This is a genomic window from Acetobacter cerevisiae (genome assembly GCF_001580535.1).
Lineage (GTDB): Bacteria > Pseudomonadota > Alphaproteobacteria > Acetobacterales > Acetobacteraceae > Acetobacter > Acetobacter cerevisiae.
Window position 1 is genome coordinate 1 of the sequence record NZ_LHZA01000037.1, and the last position, 1,611, is coordinate 1,611.

Here is a 1,611-nt window from a genome sequence, read left to right on the forward strand (position 1 = left end):
TAAAAAACGATCCCGGACGTTTGTCCGCCTGTGCGGCATAGAAACGGGCCATGCTATTGTGCCGGACAGGAGGGTAGCGGCCGTTCGCTTATTGGCGGGTTCGTCCCCGTTAAAAAACGTGGTCCATGGAACTGTGCGAACTTGAGAATGGTGACACCGCCTTGCGGTGATCCCGGTTAGGAAGATGATTGATAGGCATGTTCCACACCCTCCTCCAGCACACTGTATGGAGATGTTACGATGCCTCGAAAATCTGCAAAAGCGTCCTTTGATCTCACACGCCATATTCAGGGAGCCGCTGCGATCGATATTGGATCACGGATGCATATGGCGGCGGTGTCCCCTGAGGCTGCGAAGGACCCAATCCGGTCCTTTGGCACATTTACGTCCGACCTGCATGCGTTGGCTGAGTGGTTCAAAGAATGCAAAGTCACCAGTGTCGCCATGGAATCTACAGGCGTCTACTGGATCCCGGTTTATGAAATCCTTGAGCAGCATGGTTTCGACGTCATTCTGGTGAACGCGCGCTACGCCAAGAATGTACCCGGTCGCAAGACGGACGTGAGCGATGCCGGATGGCTCCAGCAACTTCATTCCTATGGCTTGCTGCGTGGAAGCTTTCGGCCTCAGGCCGATATTGCCGCATTGCGGGCTTACTTGCGTCAACGTGAACGTCTGGTCGAGTATGCTGCGGGACATATCCAGCACATGCAGAAAGCCCTGATGGAAATGAATCTGCAACTCCATCACGTCGTCTCCGATATCACTGGCGTCACAGGCATGCAGATTATCCGGGCAATTGTCGGCGGTGAACGTGATCCAGAGACGCTGGCCGCTAAGCGCGACGTCAGATGCCGCTCATCGGCAGAAGTGATATCGGCAGCTCTGATGGGCAATTATAGAGATGAACATGTGTTCGCTCTGACGCAGGCCCTGGAGCTCTATGATATTTATCAGGAACGGATCATGGCCTGTGATCGCCGCATGGAAGGCCTGCTACTGCTTTTGAGCCACGGCAGTGCAAAGCCTGCGGCAGACCTCCCAAAGCCTCGGATCAAGACAAAGCAGGTGAGTGCTCCGTCCTTCGACGTACGAGGCATTCTGTATCGCTTGCTGGGCGTGGATCTCACGCAGATCCATGGCATCGGTGTGTCCTTGGCCCTCAAGCTTGTGGCAGAATGCGGCACAGATCTCCGCGCCTGGCCAAGTGCAAAACATTTCACGTCCTGGCTCTGCCTCGCTCCGGGGAACAAGATTTCCGGTGGCAAGCTTCTTTCATCTCGCACACGCCGATCCTCAAGCCGGGCCGCAGCACTACTACGTCTGGCTGCCACGACGCTCGGGCGAAGCGATACTGCGTTGGGGGCTTTTTACAGACGCCTGTCAGCGCGGGTCGGGAAAGCAAAGGCTGTGACCGCCACGGCCCGGAAAATAGCAGTTCTGTTTTATAATACCCTCAGATACGGCATGGTTTATGCCGATCCCGGAGCAGGACATTACGATGAAATCCATCGCAAACGTGTCGTCTCCAATCTACACCGACGCGCACAATCGCTGGGGTTTGTCCTGCATCCCATCCCTGTAGCCACCGAACCTGCTGTTTCTTAGGAA

Annotated in this window: 1 protein-coding gene; it reads left to right on the forward strand. The window is 55.4% G+C overall.

All coding sequences use genetic code 11. The features are described from left to right. The first annotated feature begins 240 nt into the window (after window positions 1–240). The gene (locus AD928_RS00235; protein ID WP_019088948.1) at window positions 241–1,608 is read left to right on the forward strand and encodes an IS110 family RNA-guided transposase; all 1,368 of its coding nucleotides are present in this window, start codon (window positions 241–243) and stop codon (window positions 1,606–1,608) included. Window positions 1,609–1,611: the final 3 nt, after the last annotated feature.